Genomic DNA, 15,796 nt, shown 5'->3' on the forward strand with positions numbered 1-15,796 from the left:
GCCCTTCAGGTTGAACGACGTGAATGAACGAACGGTCACGCGCGACGGACCGGAAGGTGACATCGGCCGGGGCGCGGGTATGCGTGCGGCCGAGCTGGAAAGGGGTCGAGCATGCAGCTGTCCTTCCTGCGCCCGCTCTACGACCGTCCCGGGCCCTGGTGTTCGGTGTACCTGGACGCCTCCCGGGACACCCACGACTCGCGCCCGCAGGTCGACCTGCGCTGGCGGGCCCTGAAGGGGGACCTGCTGGCCCAGGGCGCCGATCAGGTCACCGTCGAGGCGGTGGAGGAGGTGGTTCGCCGGCACCAGCCGATGCCCGGCGACTACGGCATCGCGGTCTTCGCCAGCCGGGGCCGGGTGGTGCTCACCGAGTACCTCTCCGCGCCGCCGCTGCGGGACCTGGCCACCTGGGCCGCGCTGCCGCACACCATGCCGCTCGTCGCCCAGCGCGGCGAGCAGGTCGCCTGGGTGCGGGTGCTGGCCGACCGTACCGGCGCCGACGCGATGGCGGTCAGCGCCGGCGGGGTGCCCCGGCGGGCCCAGGTGACGGGCCGGCAGAGCCGCCAGGTACGCCGGGTGCAGCCCGGCGGCTGGTCGCAGTCCCGCTACCAGCGGGCCGCCATGGAGGCGTGGCACCACAACGCCGGTGACGCCGCCGCGGCCACCGCCGAGCTGGCCGACCGCGTCGGGGCCGACGTGGTCGTGGTGGCCGGCGACATCCGGGCCACCGGCATGCTCGCCGCCCAGCTCCCCGAACGCTGGCAGGACGTGCTGGTCCGCACCGACGCCGGCTCCCGGGCCGGCGGCGCCGAGGACACGCTGATGGACGACCTCACCGTGCAGACCGTCGCCGAGGTCGCCGACCGGCGGATCGCCGCCGCGCTGGACCGGTTCGGCGTGCAGGAGGACGTCGGCGCCGGGCTCGACGCGGTGGTCGCCGCGCTGCAACGCAACCAGGTCGACACCATGCTGATCGTCGACGACGCGTCCGCCGACGGCGAGCTGTGGGTCGGCCCCGAGCCGACCGAGATCGCCACCGACCCGGCGCAGCTGGCCGACATGTCGGTGGCCGACCCGCAGAAGGTACGCGCCGACGCCGCGCTGCTGCGCGCACTGATCGGCACCGACGCGGAGCTGACCGTGCTCGCGCCGGAGGAGGCGCCGGAGTTGACCGACGGGGTCGGCGCGGTGCTGCGGTACGTCGACGCCGGCACGCCCGGGCGCGACGATGGCTGACCGTACCGTCGCCGACCTGGTGGTCGAGCGGCTACGGGCCTGGCGGGTGCCGCGCGTCTTCGGCTATTCCGGCGCGGCGCTCGACCCGCTGCTGGCCGCGCTCGACGACGCCGGCGGCGATCCGGCGTTCGTGCCGGCCCGGCACGAGGAGACCGCCGCGTTCATGGCCACCGGCCACGCCAAGTTCACCGGCGGGATCGGCGTGTGCCTGGCCACCCAGGGGCCCAGCGCGGTGCACCTGCTCAACGGCCTCTACGACGCGAAGCTGGACAGTAAGCCGGTGGTGGCGATCATCGGCGAGGACGTCAGCGGCCCGCTCGGCGGGGCGCACGAGGAGATCGGGCTGAGCCGCCTCTTCGGCGACGTGTGCAACCAGTTCGTCCGCTACGGCCGCACGCCCGACCAGGTGCCGGCGCTGCTGGACCAGGCGTTCCGGACCGCGGCGGCGACCCGCAGCCCGACCTGCGTGGTGCTGCCCCGGGCGTTGCAGGTGACGCCCGTGCCGGAGCTGGTGCCACAGGCCGCCGGCGTCATCACCGCGACGCCCGGCGAGCCGCTGGCCCGGGTGCTGCCGCACGACGCCGACCTGGCCGCCGCCGCCTCGCTGCTCAGCACCGGCCAGCGGGTGGCCGTGCTGGTCGGCCAGGGGGCGCACGGCGCGGCCGGCGAGGTCGTCGCGCTCGCCGACCGGCTCGGCGCGGGCGTGGCCACGTCGCTGCTCGGCAAGCCGGTGCTGGACGAGCGGCTGCCGTTCCACACCGGCGTGCTCGGCGAGGTCGGCACCACCGCCGCCGCCCAGCTCATGGGCGGCTGCGACACGCTGCTGCTGATCGGCACGAACGATCCGTGGACCGACTGGTTCCCGCTGCCCGGCCAGGTGCGCACCATCCAGATCGACATCGACGGCCGGCGGATCGGCGCCCGCTACCCGGTCGACGTGCCCCTGGTCGGCGACGCCGCCGAGACGCTGCGGGCGCTGCTGGCCCGGGTGCCGGAACGGCGCCACACGCAGTGGCGCGGCGTGGTGGAGAGCGCGGTGGACCGCTGGCGGACAGTCGCCGCCGACCGCGCCGCCGCCCCGGCCGAGCCGCTCAACCCGCAGCTCGTGCTCCGGGAGCTGTCCGCCCGGCTGCCGCAGCGCGCGGCGGTCGCCGTCGACGTCGGCTCGGTCATCTACTGGTACGCCCGCCACCTGGACCTGCCGCCGGGGGTGCAGGCCCGGCTCTGCGGCACGCTCGGCTCGATGGGGTGCGGGCTGCCGTACGCGGTGGCGGCCAAGCTGGCCTGGCCGGACCAGCCGGTGCTGGCGCTGCTCGGCGACGGCGCGATGCAGCTCAACGGCCTGGCCGAGCTGATCACCGTGGCGCACCACTGGACGGAGTGGCCCGACCCCCGGCTGGTCGTGCTGGTGCTGAACAACCGCGACCAGTCCGGCGTGGGCGGCGGGCGTACGCCGGGCGACCGGCGACCCGACGTGCCGTACGCCGGCTGGGCCCGGCTGCTCGGCCTGCACGGCGTCCGGGTGGACCGGCCGGACCTGATCGGGCCGGCCTGGGACGAGGTGCTCGCCGCGGACCGGCCCAGCGTGCTGGAGGCGGTGGTGGACCCGGCCGTGCCGCTGGACGTGCCCGAACCGGCGCTGGCCGACCTGCGCGGCCTGATGACGGACGGCGACGCGGCCCGGCGGGTGCGGGACCGGGTGATCCAGACCGAGGCCATCGCCGCCGAGGACCTCGTTTAGCCGGACCCGGGTGGGGCACTGCGACCAGGCATTCGTCGGTCCCGGGAGGTCCGCTTGTCCACCACCACCGATCGTCGCTACGGTCCCGCCCCGCTGCCGACGGCCCGCGGGCCGGTCTCGGCCGCGCTGCTCACCGCGCTGCGCGCAGCGCCCGCCGCGCTGCCGGCCGGGTTGGGCGACCGGTTCGGCGAGGTGGCGGCGCCGCTGACCGACGAGGATCTCCAGCTCACCCTCTTCCTCTGCTACGAGCTGCACTACCGCGGGTGGCGGGACGTGACCGACGAGTGGGAGTGGGAGCCGTCCCTGCTGGCGCTGCGGGCCCGGGCCGAGCGGCCGTTCACCGCGGCGCTGCGGAAGCTGGCCGGGCCACTGCCGGCGGTGCTGCCGGCCGCCCTGCCGGCGACGCTGATCGACGTGGTGGCCGCGGACGACGGTCCCGCGCTCGCCGCCACCCTGCAACGCCGCGCCGACCTGACGCAGTTCCGCGAGTTCGTCACGCACCGCTCGATCTACCACCTCCGGGAGGCCGACCCGCACAGTTGGGCGCTGCCCCGGCTCGGCGGCCCGGCGAAGGCGGCGCTCGTCGAGATCCAGATGGACGAGTACGGCAACGGCCGGCTGGACCGGATGCACGCGGAGTTGTTCCGCGCCACCATGGACCGGCTCGGCCTGGACACCGGCTACGCCGCCCACCTGGACCGGGTGCCGGCGGTGACCCTGGCGCTGAACAACCTGATGTCGCTGTTCGGGCTGCACCGGCGGCTGCGCGGGGCGTTGCTCGGCCACCTGGCCGCGTACGAGATGACCTCGTCGCTGCCGAACCGCCGGTACGGCAACGGGTTGCGCCGGCTGGGCTTCGACGCGGTCGCCACCCGCTTCTACGACGAGCACGTCGAGGCGGACGCGGTGCACGAGCAGATCGCGGCGTACGACCTGTGCAGCGGGCTGGTCCGCGCGGAGCCGGCGCTCGCCGGGGACGTGCTGTTCGGGGCCGCCGCCGCGCTGGCGCTGGACCGTCTCTTCGCCACCCACCTGCTGTCCGCCTGGTCGGCGGGACGATCGTCGCTGCGGCCGGTCACCGGCGCCCTGGCCGCCGCCTGACGCCCCGCTGGCCCCGTCGGTCCGCGCGGTCAGGGCGCGCGGAAGCCGGCGACCTTGTGGGTGCCGTCGCAGAACGGCTTGATCGCGCTCTTGCCGCAGCGGCACAGCGCCACCGTGCCCCGACGCGTCTCGATCGGCTCGCCCTCCGGCGTGACAAGCGCGAAGTCGCCGCGCACCAGCAGCGGTCCGTCCCGGTACGGGGTGATGGTCGCCGCCGGGGCGCTCTGGTCGTCGGGCATGCGCGGTGCAGTGCCCGTCCCGCCGCGACCCAAACCCGCACCCGGCGTGCCGTTGCGCCCGTGGCGGCGGGGGAGCGGCGCGACGGCACCCGACCGGGGGTTGGTCCGGCGCGTGGGGAGATGACCCGTTTAGACCCCAGACGGACGGGAAGCCGGCCCGCGTGGTGAGCGAACGAGTCGAACGCGGCCCGGCGGCCGGCACCGCGTTGCCCGGTGACCGGGTGGTCGCGGTGGGCAGCGCGGCCCGGATCCTGGTCGCCGCGACGGCCCGGGCGCTGCGCGGCGACGACTGCGGCGACCTCGGTCACGCCGGCTCGCTGTCCCGGCTCGGCGGGGCCCCGGCGGCGGTGCGGCGCGTCGCCGCCGGCCGCGCGGCCGGTCGGGCGGCGCTCACCGCCGCCCAGATCGCCCGCGTCGACGCCGAGCGGGTGGCCGACTGGTTCGTCGCCCAGTACCCGGGCCGGCGCTGGCCCGGGGCGGTGCTCGGCTCGCCGCACGGTGCCGCGGCCCACCTCGCGGTGGCGCTCGGCCTGCCCTGGCTGCCCGCCGGCTTCGAACTCGCCGGGCAGTGGGGCCGGGGTGCGGTGGACCGCCCGGACGCAGCGCTCGACCACGGCGCCGCGCTGGCCGGCCGGCTGCTCGCCGGCAACCCCCGGGTGCACGTGCGGCAGGTGCACTGCCCGGCCAGCCGGGGCGTGGCGGTCGGTGCCGCGGTCACGCTGGCGGTCCGCTGGCGGACCCTGCCCGAGGCGTACGCGCGGTTCCTGGCCGACCGGCTGGAGCCGGCCGCGCCGGTGCTGCTGTTGCACGACGCGCGTACGTGGCCGGTGCGGGACGACGGCGGCGGCCACAGCTTCCAGGCCGGCTGCCCGGCCAGCGGCCTCGACCCGGTCGACTTCCACCCGGACGCCCCGGCGCTGCGCCACGTGCTGCGCGCGGCCGGCGGCGACGAGACGCGCTGGCGCGCCCCGGAGGTCACCGCGTCGGCGGCGTTCGCCGAACAGGGCGTGGAGTCCGGTTTCGAGCACGGCGCCCGGGAGTGGGGCGACACCCGGGGCCACCCGCTGCACCGGGTGGTCGTGCCGCAGCCGGACGCGCTGAGCGCGGCCACCGCGGACCTCTACCGACGCTGGCTGCGCCGGGCCGGCAAGACCGGGGACCGGCTGGTGGTGGAGTGCGGCCGGCTGCTCGACCCGGGACAGGTGCTGCGCGCCGGCCTGGTGCCCTACTGGTGCGAGAACGCCACCCGGCGCCGGGTGCAGGGCGCCGAGTGGTGGCTCGCCGGCAGTGAGCCGTTCAGCTCGGTGGACGTGCTGCCGGAGCCACCCGGCCTGCGGTCGCCGGCGTTCGCCGGCCTGTCCCAGTGGCTGGCGGTGGCCGGCTTCGGACGCCGGCGGCGCGCCCTGGACCGGGGCGCGGCCCGCGGATACCCGGTCACCTCGGTACCGACCCGACGTGCCACGGAGGTGTTGCGCAACCAGCCCGGCGACCTGCCCGCGCCGCCGCCGATGCCGATGGCGGAGGCGCTCGCCGCGCTCCGGGACGCGGGCGCCCACCAGGGCCTGCTGGTCTGCTGAGCGCGGGTCACCACGCCGACGGGCACGGCCCGCCGGCCAACCTGGCGAAACATCCTCGCGAACCGACGGTCCGTGATTGAGTACCTACGGAGCGGGAAGACCGCTCGCCGCGAACCGGCCCACGACGCCGCGCGGCGGGCAGCCACCGCTTCCGACGTATCCGTCACGTAACCAACGTCCTCACCCGGGGCGTGGCCCGACCACGCGCGCAACCGGTTCCGGCCGGGCGGGGGATCTTCGGCGAGGGAGGCGCGGATGTTCGGACAGACCACCACACCCACCCCACCGACCACCGAGCGGGGCCTGGAGGACCTCGACGCGGCGGCGCTCGCGTACGCGGCCCGGATCGAGGGGCTGCCACCCGAGCGGCGGCAGGAGGCACGGGACGACCTGGTCCGCTTCGCGTTGCCGTTCGCCGGGCGGCTGGCCCGCCGGTACCGGGGTCGCGGGGAGCCGTTGGAGGACCTGGAACAGGTCGCCCGCCTCGGCCTGGTCAACGCCGTCGACCGGTACGACCCGGAGCGCGGCTCGTTCACCGCGTACGCGGCGATCACCATCGTCGGTGAGATCAAGCGGCACTTCCGCGACCGCACCTGGGGCGTGCACGTGCCACGCCGGCTGCGCGACCTGATCCTCGAGGTGGGGCAGGCGACCGCGACGCTGACCAGCGAGTTGTCCCGGGCCCCGTCGGTCGCCGAGTTGGCCGAGCGGCTGGAGACGCCGGAGGAGGAGATCCTCGCCGCGCTGGAGTCGGCCGCCGGCTACAGCCCGGCCTCGCTCAATGCGCCGGTCGGCGGCGAGAGCTCGGCCGAGTTCGGCGACCTGGTCGGCGAGTCCGACAACGCGCTGGAGTCGGTCGACGACCGGGTCACGGTCAGCGGCCTGCTGCACCGCCTGCCCTGGCGGGAGCGGCGGATCCTGGCCATGCGCTTCTACGGCAACCAGACCCAGGCCGAGATCGCGGCCCGGTTCGGCATCTCCCAGATGCACGTGTCCCGGCTGCTGTCCCGGGCGCTGACCTGGCTGCGCCAGGCGATGCTCGCCGACGCCCCGCCGCCCTGGCAGAACGGCACGGCCGAGGCGGAGCCGGCCAGGTCCCGGATCTCGGTGCGGCAGAACGGCGACCGGGTGGTCGTCGAGGTCGGCGGCGAGGTGGACCGGGCCGGCGCGGACCAGTTGCGCCGGGCGGTGCTGGAGGCGGTCACCGGGCAGCCCCGCGAGGTGGTGGTCGACCTGGTGGGCGCGGGCGGCTTCGACGCCGGCGGGATCGCCGCGCTGATGGCCGGCCGGGACGCCGCCGCCCGGACCGGGGTGCCGTTGCGGCTGACCCGGGTGCAGCCCGCGGTACGCCGCTCGCTCACCGCCGCCGGCCTGCCCGCCGCCGACTGAGTCACGCCACGGCCGTGCGCCGGCCCGCCACCGCGGCGGGCCGGCACACGTGCCCGGCGTGCGCGTGCCCGGCGTGCGCGGCGTGCGCGTGCCCGGCGTGCACGGCCCGCGTGCACGCGCGCGGCGTGCACGTGCCCGCGTGCACGTGCGCGGCGTGCGGGTGCCCGGCGTGCCGGCGCGTGCGGCGTGCGGGTCCGCGGCGTGCCCGAGTGTTAACCGGGGCCCCCGCCTCTACCGGAGGCGTTGAGCGGGGGCCCCTCCTTTCAGTTGTCCGGGGTGTCGCCGTGGCCGCGCGGGTGCCGCCACCTGTCGTTCGGCTGGTCCTCGCGCTGGGCGCCGAGGATCGTCTCCTCCGGCTCGTCGGTCTCCTCGAAGCTGGGGCGGCGCACGTCCTCGGGCTCCGGCACGTCCACCGGCCGGGCGCCGGACTGCGGCGCGGGCTGGTACTCGACGGCCTCCCGGGCGCCGTGCGCGCCCTCGGCGGCCGGTGACTCCGGCGTCCGGGCGACGTGGTGCAGCTCCTCGGCCAGACTCTGCGGCGGCCTGGTCGTCCGCTGCGGCAGGTCGCGGCCCAGGTCGGAGACGAGCGGGCCGTACTTGGCGTCGAACGCCGGCCGCTCCGAGCGGATCCGGGGCATCCGGTCGAAGTTGCGCAGCGGCGGCGGGCAGGTGGTGGCCCACTCCAGCGAGTTGCCGAACCCCCACGGGTCGTCCACGGTGACCATCGCGCCGTACCGCCAGGACTTCCAGACGTTGTAGACGAAGAACAGCGTGGACGCGCCGAGCACGAACGACCCGACGGTGGAGATCTCGTTGAGCCCGGTGAAGCCGTCGCCGGGCAGGTAGTCGGCGTACCGGCGGGGCATGCCCTCGTTGCCGAGCCAGTGCTGCACCAGGAACGTGGCGTGGAAGCCGAGGAACATGGTCCAGAAGTGCATCTTGCCCAGCCGCTCGTCGAGCAGCCGGCCGGTCATCTTCGGGAACCAGAAGTAGATGCCGCCGAACGCGGCGAACACGATGGTGCCGAAGAGCACGTAGTGGAAGTGCGCCACCACGAAGTACGAGTCGGTGACGTGGAAGTCGACCGGCGGGCTGGCCAGCAGCACGCCGGTCAGGCCGCCGAGCAGGAACGTGACCAGGAAACCGACGGCGAACAGCATCGGTGTCTCGAACGTGAGCTGTCCCTTCCACATGGTGCCGATCCAGTTGAAGAACTTCACCCCGGTCGGCACCGCGATCAGGTAGCTCAGGATGCTGAAGAACGGCAGCAGCACCTGGCCGGTGGCGAACATGTGGTGCGCCCAGACCGTCATCGACAGCACCGTGATGGCGAGCGTGGCGAGCACCAGCCCGGTGTAGCCGAAGATCGGCTTGCGGGAGAAGACCGGGATGATCTCGGTGATGATGCCGAAGAACGGCAGCGCGATGATGTAGACCTCGGGGTGCCCGAAGAACCAGAACAGGTGCTGCCACAGCATCGGCCCGCCGGTGGTCGGATCGTAGACGTGCGAGTGCAGGATCCGGTCCGAGGCGAGCGCGAACAGCGCTGCCGCCAGCAGCGGGAACACGAAGATCACCAGGACGCTGGTGAGCAGCAGGTTCCAGGTGAAGATCGGCATCCGGAACATGGTCATGCCGGGCGCGCGCAGCGTCAGGATCGTGGTGATCATGTTGACCGCGCCGAGGATCGTGCCCAGACCGGAGACGGCCAGCCCGACCACCCACATGTTCGCGCCCACGCCCGGCGAGTGCTGCGCGGTGCTCAGCGGCGTGTACGCGGTCCAGCCGAAGTCCGCCGAGCCCTGCGGCGTGAAGAATCCGCCCACCGTGATGGCCGCGCCGAAGAAGTAGAGCCAGTAGGCGAACGCGTTGAGCCGGGGGAACGCCACGTCCGGCGCGCCGATCTGCAACGGCACCAGGTAGTTGCCGAACCCGAACACCATCGGCGTCGCGAACAGCAGCAGCATGATCGTGCCGTGCATGGTGAACATCTGGTTGTACTGCTCGGGGGAGAGCAGTTGCATCCCCGGCCGGGCCAGCTCCGCGCGGATCAGCATCGCCATGAAGCCGCCGATGATGAAGTACGCGAACGACGTGCCCAGGTAGAGCAGGCCGATCAACTTGGCGTCGGTGGAGCGCAGCAACCGCCACAGCGAGTTGCCCCTCACCGCCTCCCGGACCGGGCCGGGAAATCCGCCGAACCGGGCCGGCGCGAGGATCGCCGGCCCCCGGTCGTGTGCCGGATCCGTGACTACTCGCTTGGGCATGGCATCTCACCCCAGGTGACGACAGACAGGACGGGCGCGCGTACCCGTCCCCTCTGCCCATGAAACCAGGCGAGAGCGGAGAATTCGGTCAGTTCGCCGGGAGCATGGCCCAGACGACCTTGCCGGCGCCGACCGGCGTGCTGCCCCAACGCTGGGTCAGCTCCCGCACCAGCATCAGCCCCCGGCCGCCCTCCGCGCGGGGATCACGGTCGGCCGCCGCGTACGCCTCGGCGGGGCTGCCGTCCATCACCGCCACCCGCAGGTACGGTCGGCGCAGCGTCAGCGTGACGTGCATCGGCGTGCCGGCGTGCCGGACCACGTTGCCGACCAGCTCGCTGAGCACCAGCGAGGCCGGGCCGGCCAGCTCCGGCACGTTCCACCTGCCGCACGCCTCGGTGACCAGTTCCCGGGCCCGCCGGCAGGCCCCGGCGACCGGCTCCAGCCGGGCCCGCAGCCGGGGCGCCGCGGCGGTGCCGGCCAGCGCCGTCGCCTCCGCGCAGTCCCGGCGCACCGGCACCACCCGGCAGGCGGTGGTCTCGCTCAGCCAGGCGGCGGTCTCCCGGGGCGGGGCGGAGAGCACCATCGGCACCGCCGGCCAGTCGGCCGCCCGCCGGGCCGCCGCCGCAAACACGGACAGCGCCAGCGGGTCGGCGACGTCGATCTCCTCCAGGTCGACCACGAGCGCGTCCGGTTGCGCGGCGAGGCAGCGGTCCAGCACCTCGTGCACGGCACGCATCGTGCCCAGGTCGAGCAGCCCGGCCAGCCGTACGACGGTGACCGGGGACTGGTCGCGGACCTCGCACCTGATCCGGGTCGACATCGGGCCCTCGTTTCCAACTCGTCGGGAGGCTACCGACGTACCCGCCGTCCGAACCACCGAAACCGGCCATCCGGCGCGTCCCGTAGCAGGTCACACTGGCGGCCCGCCGTGTCAGCGAGCTGCAGATTCACGGAAGGAGTGCCTATCCGACGCCGGACAGCCACGCTTTCCGTGAATGTGCGTGGGGGCGTTGGGGTGGGGGTGGGTGGGGATCGCAGCCGCGCCGGGACGGGCGCGGGTCAGCGGCGGTGGTGGTGGTCGCGGCGGCGGGCGAGCAGGCCCAGCGTCAGCATGGCGGCCCCCAGCAGCAGGTGCAGCCAAGTGTCGGCGCCGTTCACCGCCAGCACGTTCGCCTCGGTCCGCCGGTCGACGGCCAGGCCGAACAGCCAGAGCACCAGGTAGACCGCGCCGCCGCCGAGCAGGAACGCGCGGGCGCCGGGGACCGTCCGGGACAGCAGCAGGCCGGCGACGCCGAACGCCAGGTGGACGACGTTCTGCACCACCGACACCTGGAACAGCCCGAGCAGCCGGGCGCCGGACCCCGGCCCGGCGAACCGCAGGTCGGCGAAGGAACTGGTGATCCCCGGCACGAAGCCCAGCACGCCGAGCAGCAGCAGGAGCACCGCGAAACCGGAGGCGGCACGGCGTACCGGCGCCCGGCCGTCGGCCGGGTTGCGCCGCGCCCGGGAGTGCGCCATCGAGTTCGTCACGCCGGCCTCCTCGCCACCGCGGGGAGCCGACGGTTTCCCCGGCCCACCGGCGGCAAACGCCGACCCACCCGCGCCGAACGCCGAGCCACACCGGGCCACGCGGCCCACCGCGGGCCGTAGTGACGGGCCCACGCGACCCACCCGCGCCGAACGCCGGGCCGGATCACGCCGGCCCGTCGGCGGCAGACGCCGGCCCGGCCACGGGAGGGCGGCCGGGCCGGTGGTGGTGCCGTGGATCAGGCGGGCTGCAACGGTCGTGCGGCGCCCTGGCGGACCCGGTCGTAGAGCGCGACGTAACGCTCCGCCATCCGGGCCGGGGTGAACCGGTCGGCCGCCTCGCGCCGGCACTCGTCGGCGTCCAGCCGGCCGGCGGCGAGCACCAGGCCGCCCAGCTCGTCCTCGTCGGCGGTGAGCAGACCGGTGCGACCGTGCTCGATCAGCTCCGGCAGGCAGCCCCGCGAGGTGGCCACCACCGGCGTGCCCAGCGCCAGGGACTCGACCACCGCCGTGCCGCCCGGCTCCTCCCAGCGCAGCGGGAACAACGACGCGCGCGCGGAGGCGACCAGGTCGTCGCGCTCCTGCCCGGCCACCGTGCCGACCCAGCGCACGCGGTCACCGTCGACGTACGGGGCGACGTGGTCGTGGAAGAACCGCACGTCCGGGTTCTGCCGCGCCTCGTCGCCGGCCGCGGCCAGGTCCTCCGGGCGGTGGTACGGCCCGACCGGGCCGGCCAGCACCAGCCGGAAGCCGGCCTCCCGGGCCAGTCGGGCGCCCAGGTCCTGCCCCTTCCCCGGGTTGATCCGACCGAGGATCACCACGTGGTCGCCCTTGGGCGTCGCCGGCCGGCGGTCCGCGTCGACCGCCAGCGGGGTGGACAGGTGCACGTGGCCGACCGAGTGCTCCCGCAGCGCGCGGGGAGCGCGGGCGAGCTGCGAGGCCGACACCCCGTTGACCCGCACCCGGTCGCCGCCGTCGAGGTTGCCGTACAGCTCCGGATGCTTGGCCAGGTCCCAGTGCAGGGTGTGCAGCACCGGCGGCGCGTCCGGGCCCATCGCGGCCAGCGTGGCCAGCCCGACCGCCTCCACGTGGTCGTGCACCAGGTCGATGTCGTCACGGGCGTGCACCGCCCGCACCACGTGCGCCAGGTGCGCCTGGGACACACCGCAGACCTGGTTGTACGGCCGTTGCAACGCGTGGAACTGCCCGTCCGGGAAGACCGCGATCTTCTCGTCGACCGGCAGCGTGCTGCTCTCCACCGAGGCGAGCACCACCCGTACGCCGAGGCGGCGCAGCTCCGGCACCAGCGTGGCCACCACGTTCTCGATCCCGCCGTACCCGGGCGGTGGCACGGACAGCCACGGCCCGGCGTTCATCAGCACGGTGAGCGTCATGCGCTGCCTCTTCTCTCGGCTGTCGGGTTCACGCGGCGACCCGGCGGCGCGGGACGCGGTGCCGCAACTGGGCCAGCGGCGGGCGTTCCTCGACCGAGACGTCGTTGACCACGATCTCCCGGTCCAGGTTGGGCAGGGCCTCCGAGCCGCCCCGGCGGAACTGGGTGAGCAGCGGGGTCGGCATCGTCCCCGGCGTCGCCCAGCCGCGTCGCTGGAGCCGGGACCAGGCGGTCAGCATGATCTGCGCCGACATCCGGCCCAGCGCGGCGGTGTCCTGGTGCCGGTGTTTGCGCTCGCCCAGGTCGACCTGGGCCAGCGCGTCCAGCCCGACCAGCTCCAGCAGGTCGATGAGCATGGCGGTCTCGACGCCGTAGCCGGTGACGAACGGCACCCGCTCCAGCACGGTGCGGCGACCCGCGTACTCGCCGGCCAACGGCTGCACGAAGCCGGCCAGTTCCGGCCAGAACAGGTTGAGCAGCGGCCGGGCCATCAGCTCCGTCACCCGGCCGCCGCCGTCGGGCTCGACGCCTGCCGCGCCGACCAGCGGCCGGTGGTAAAAACCCTTGACGAACTCCACGCTCGGGTCGGTGAGCAGCGGCCCGAGCAGCCCGGTGACGAAGTGCGGTCGGAACTCGCGCAGGTCGGCGTCGACGAACGCGACCACGTCCCCCTCGGCCGCGGCCAGCCCGGCCCACAGCGCGTCGCCCTTGCCGGTGAGCTGCGGCAGCCCGCGCGTCATCGCGTCCTGCCCCACCACCTCGGCGCCGGCCGCGCGGGCCACCTGGGCGGTCCGGTCGGTGGACCGGGAGTCCACCACGATCAGCTCGTCGACGAGCGGCACGCGGTCCATCAGGTGCTCGCGGACGGTCGACACGATCGCGCCGACCGTTGCCTCCTCGTTACGCGCCGGCAGCACCACGCTGACCCGGCTGGTTCCCTTGGCCCGCACCAGCCGGTCGGCCGGCCAGTCGTCGGCCGCACTGGTGCGGTACGTGGCCCACGCCTCCACCACAGGTGAGACGATCGAATCTGATTCCCGCACGGGCACCCCCCATTGATTGCGGAATCGCAAGTATGTGTTTCCCAGTTCCGGACCCGCGCTAACCGATCCTGCCCAACGCTGTGATCACGGGGATGAACGTCACGTTGCGCGCGAGGTCGCGTTTGCCGCGTCAGCACCGGGGGGAGTGCTGTCCGCAGTCTTTCAGTCACGTCGAGAGGGCGGCAGCATGCGGGTGGGACTGGTCGGGGCCGGCGGGGTGGCGCAACGCCACGCCCGGGTGCTCACGAGCTTCGAGGACGTGGAACTACTCGGCGTGACGGACGTCGCGCCGGAGGCGGCGCAGGCGCTCGCCGGCACGTACGGCGGCCGGGTCTTCGCCGACGTGGCCGAGCTGCTCGCCGCCGGCCCGGACGCGGTGTACGTCTGCGTGCCGCCGTTCGCGCACGGCCCGGCCGAGGAGGCGGTGATCGCCGCCGGCGTGCCGATGTTCGTGGAGAAGCCGGTCGCCGTCGACCTGGAGACGGCCGAGCGGGTCGCCGCGCTGGTGGAGCAGCGCGGGCTGCGTACCGGCGTCGGCCACCACTGGCGCTACCTGCGCGTGGTGGAGGAGGCCCGGCGGCTGCTCGCCGACCGTCCGGTGCGGATGGTCAACGGGGCCTGGCTGGACAAGGTGCCGCCGGTGGCCTGGTGGGCACGGCGGGACCGGTCCGGTGGTCCGGTGGTGGAGCAGGCCGCGCACGTGCTCGACCTGATCCGGGTGCTGGTCGGCGAGGTCACCGAGGTGACCGCGTACGGCGACGGCACCCCGCCGCCGGTCGACGGCGCCGACATCGACTCGGTGACCGCGGCCACGCTGCGGTTCGCCTCCGGAGCGGTCGGCACGCTCGCCGCGGCCTGCGTGCTCACCTGGAAGCACCGGGCCGGCCTGGAGATCCTCGCCGACGGGCTGGCGCTGTCGCTGGCCGAGGACGGCCTGACGATCGCCGACGCCGACGGCGAGCGGCACGTGCCCGCCGACCCGGACGACGCGCGGGTCGCCGTCGACCGGGCGTTCGTCGACGCGGTCCGCGGCGTCGGCGACGACGTGCGCGTCCCGTACGCCGAGGCGCTGCGCACCCAACGGCTGGCGCTCGCGGTGGCCGAGTCGGCGCGGACCGGCCGGCCGGTGGCGCTGCCGACCGGCCCGGCGGCGCGGCCCACCGCCGCGGTGGCCGACACGGGGGTGACCGTCGATGCGTGACCGGGTGGTGGTGGTCAGCGGCCCGGGCCGGGTCGAGCTGGTCGAGCAGGACGCGCCCGAGCTGCGCGAGGGCACGTTCCGGGTGGAGACGCTCTACAGCGGCGTCTCCGCCGGCACCGAGCTGAGCTACGTCAAGGGCACCAACCCGTACCTGCACGTCACCTGGAACGCTGGTCTCGGCCTGTTCCAGCCGGGCGAGGCGAGCACCCCGTACCCGGTGACCCGGCTCGGCTACATGCAGGTCGGCCGCGTGGTGGAGAGCCGCACCCCGGCGGTCGCGGTGGGCACGGTCGGCGCGATGACGTACGGGCACCGCAGCGGCTGGGTGGCCGACCCGGTCGCCGAACGGTTCGTGCCGCTGCCCGACGACCTCGATCCGCTGCTCGGCGTCTACGTGGCGCACATGGGACCGATCTGCGCCAACGGTCTGCTGCACGCCGCCGCCGACCTGTGCGGCGCCGACGTCCGGACGCTTGGCGACGGGGTCCGGGGCCGCCGGGTGGCGGTGGTCGGCAGCGGTGTGGTCGCGCTGCTCACCGCGCTGTTCGCGCGCCGCCACGGGGCCGCCTCGGTGGTCGTGGTGGACCCCACCCCGGCCCGTCGGCAGGTGGCCGAGGCGCTCGGCCTGGAGACGCTCGACCCGGAGGCGGACGACCCGGCCATGGTGCTCAAGACTCGGTGGAACCACGCCGCCGGGGACCGCGGCGCGGACGTGGTCTTCCAGTGCCGCGGCCAGGACTGGGCGTTGCAGCTCGCGCTGCGGCTGCTGCGGCCCCAGGGCACGGTGATCGACCTGGCGTTCTACCAGGGCGGCGCGGACGCGGTGCGGCTCGGCGAGGAGTTCCACCACAACGGACTGTCGCTGCGCTGCGCGCAGATCGGCCGGGTGCCGCGCGGGCTGGCCCCGACCTGGGACCGGGAGCGGCTCTCCGCGGAGACGGTGGAGCTGCTGCGCCAGTACGGCGACCAGATCCGCAAGCATCTCGTCTCCGCGGTGGTGCCGCTGGACGAGGCGCCGGCGCTGCTCACCGACCTGGCCGAACGTCGCCGCTCGGAACTCCAGGTGGTGCTGACCGGCTGAC

At 74.9% G+C, this 15,796-nt stretch carries 13 protein-coding genes; 7 read left to right on the forward strand and 6 right to left on the reverse strand.

Annotated features, from left to right (window positions below; all coding sequences use genetic code 11):
* Positions 1-111 precede the first annotated feature (111 nt).
* Genes ACIA6B_RS17360 through ACIA6B_RS17370 form a run of 3 tightly spaced genes read left to right on the forward strand, consistent with a single transcriptional unit; the run spans position 112 to position 4,078 of the window.
* Entirely contained in the window at positions 112-1,236 is a 1,125-nt protein-coding gene (locus tag ACIA6B_RS17360; RefSeq protein WP_396774384.1) for a Vms1/Ankzf1 family peptidyl-tRNA hydrolase, read from the forward strand.
* A complete protein-coding gene (locus tag ACIA6B_RS17365) occupies positions 1,229-2,977 on the forward strand; it encodes a thiamine pyrophosphate-binding protein (RefSeq protein WP_396774386.1) in 1,749 nt (582 codons plus the stop codon). The genes ACIA6B_RS17360 and ACIA6B_RS17365 overlap by 8 nt, the downstream gene beginning before the upstream one ends.
* 54 nt (positions 2,978-3,031) lie before the next feature.
* Positions 3,032-4,078 carry an iron-containing redox enzyme family protein gene (locus ACIA6B_RS17370; protein ID WP_396774388.1) on the forward strand — a complete coding sequence of 349 codons (1,047 nt, stop codon included), beginning with the start codon at positions 3,032-3,034 and terminating at the stop codon, positions 4,076-4,078.
* 29 nt (positions 4,079-4,107) lie between these two features.
* On the opposite strand, the gene ACIA6B_RS17375 is transcribed toward ACIA6B_RS17370, so the two are convergent.
* Entirely contained in the window at positions 4,108-4,317 is a 210-nt protein-coding gene (locus ACIA6B_RS17375; RefSeq protein ID WP_107155522.1) for a CDGSH iron-sulfur domain-containing protein, read from the reverse strand.
* 161 nt (positions 4,318-4,478) lie between these two features.
* Here ACIA6B_RS17375 and ACIA6B_RS17380 point away from each other — a divergent pair, with 161 nt between their 5' ends.
* Together ACIA6B_RS17380 and ACIA6B_RS17385 are read left to right on the forward strand one after the other, a co-directional pair.
* Positions 4,479-5,894, forward strand: coding sequence for a hypothetical protein (locus ACIA6B_RS17380; protein WP_396774390.1), 1,416 nt, complete (start codon positions 4,479-4,481; stop codon positions 5,892-5,894).
* A 255-nt stretch (positions 5,895-6,149) separates the two neighbouring features.
* Entirely contained in the window at positions 6,150-7,283 is a 1,134-nt protein-coding gene (locus ACIA6B_RS17385) for a SigB/SigF/SigG family RNA polymerase sigma factor (protein ID WP_281940650.1), read from the forward strand.
* 263 nt (positions 7,284-7,546) lie between these two features.
* Here ACIA6B_RS17385 and ctaD read toward each other — a convergent pair whose 3' ends face one another.
* From ctaD to ACIA6B_RS17410, 5 genes are all read right to left on the reverse strand, one after another.
* Positions 7,547-9,550 carry a cytochrome c oxidase subunit I gene (gene ctaD / locus ACIA6B_RS17390; RefSeq protein WP_396774392.1) on the reverse strand — a complete coding sequence of 668 codons (2,004 nt, stop codon included), beginning with the start codon at positions 9,548-9,550 and terminating at the stop codon, positions 7,547-7,549.
* Positions 9,551-9,638: 88 nt separating this feature from the next.
* Positions 9,639-10,370, reverse strand: a complete 732-nt coding sequence (locus ACIA6B_RS17395; RefSeq protein WP_396774394.1) for an ATP-binding protein — start codon at positions 10,368-10,370, stop codon at positions 9,639-9,641.
* A gap of 239 nt (positions 10,371-10,609) precedes the next feature.
* A complete protein-coding gene (locus ACIA6B_RS17400) occupies positions 10,610-11,068 on the reverse strand; it encodes a DUF4383 domain-containing protein (RefSeq protein ID WP_396774604.1) in 459 nt (152 codons plus the stop codon).
* Positions 11,069-11,316: 248 nt separating this feature from the next.
* Positions 11,317-12,471 (reverse strand): glycosyltransferase, encoded by a 1,155-nt coding sequence (locus ACIA6B_RS17405; protein WP_396774396.1) that lies wholly within the window; start codon positions 12,469-12,471, stop codon positions 11,317-11,319.
* 28 nt (positions 12,472-12,499) lie between these two features.
* Positions 12,500-13,480 carry a glucosyl-3-phosphoglycerate synthase gene (locus tag ACIA6B_RS17410; protein ID WP_396774606.1) on the reverse strand — a complete coding sequence of 327 codons (981 nt, stop codon included), beginning with the start codon at positions 13,478-13,480 and terminating at the stop codon, positions 12,500-12,502.
* Positions 13,481-13,700: 220 nt separating this feature from the next.
* Between ACIA6B_RS17410 and ACIA6B_RS17415 the strand changes: the two genes are divergently transcribed.
* Complete coding sequence (locus ACIA6B_RS17415) at positions 13,701-14,714, forward strand: Gfo/Idh/MocA family protein (RefSeq protein ID WP_396774398.1); 1,014 nt, start codon at positions 13,701-13,703, stop codon at positions 14,712-14,714.
* Positions 14,707-15,795, forward strand: a complete 1,089-nt coding sequence (locus ACIA6B_RS17420; RefSeq protein ID WP_396774400.1) for a zinc-binding dehydrogenase — start codon at positions 14,707-14,709, stop codon at positions 15,793-15,795. The genes ACIA6B_RS17415 and ACIA6B_RS17420 overlap by 8 nt, the downstream gene beginning before the upstream one ends.
* The last annotated feature ends 1 nt before the right edge of the window (position 15,796 follow it).

Source organism: Micromonospora sp. NPDC051141 (assembly GCF_044455765.1).
In the GTDB taxonomy this organism is placed as follows: domain Bacteria; phylum Actinomycetota; class Actinomycetes; order Mycobacteriales; family Micromonosporaceae; genus Micromonospora.